This is a genomic window from Bradyrhizobium sp. MI1.3, assembly GCF_055811695.1.
The window spans coordinates 1-494 of the sequence record NZ_JBVVPQ010000259.1 but is presented as its reverse complement, the minus strand read 5'-3'; the positions used below and the strand labels follow the sequence as shown (position 1 = coordinate 494).

1 pseudogene is annotated in these 494 nt (G+C 62.8%); it reads left to right on the top strand.

What is annotated here, in order from left to right:
- Positions 1 to 345: pseudogene (locus AC0L3A_RS40935) on the top strand (glycosyltransferase family 4 protein); the annotation flags it as partial.
- Between the last annotated feature and the right edge of the window lie 149 nt (positions 346 to 494).

Genomic DNA, 494 nt, shown 5'->3' with positions numbered 1-494 from the left:
GCCAATCTCTGGATCATTCCGTACCGAAAGGACGTTGCGGGGGTGTCGGTGCCGAGCCGGTTCTACAATCTTCTGGCCGTCGGCCGGCCCGTGGTGCTGGTCTCGGAGCCGGAGGCTGAGGCTGCGTTGACAGTGGTCGAGAACGCGCTGGGCTGGGTGGTGACGCCGGGCCGTGCCGATCAACTGGCCGAGGCCATCCGCGCGGCGTCTCGCTCCGACGCAGTCGCGATGGCGGAGCGCGCGGTCAAGGCGGCGGCGAAATTCGATCGCGTCACCGCGATGAACGCCTACGCCAATCTTATCGACGAATTGTTGCGCAGCCCAGAGTCGGCCGGACGAGAATAAGCGCACCCAACTCAAAACTTCGCCCGCCAACATACACGCCGGAGTGAGCAAAATTGGAGCGCGTTTGCGATACGTATTCCTCCGGGGTGGGCCGCCTTGTTGAGTTGCAGGTATCCGACGAGGATCTAGCTTTAAGGCTAGCCTTAAGG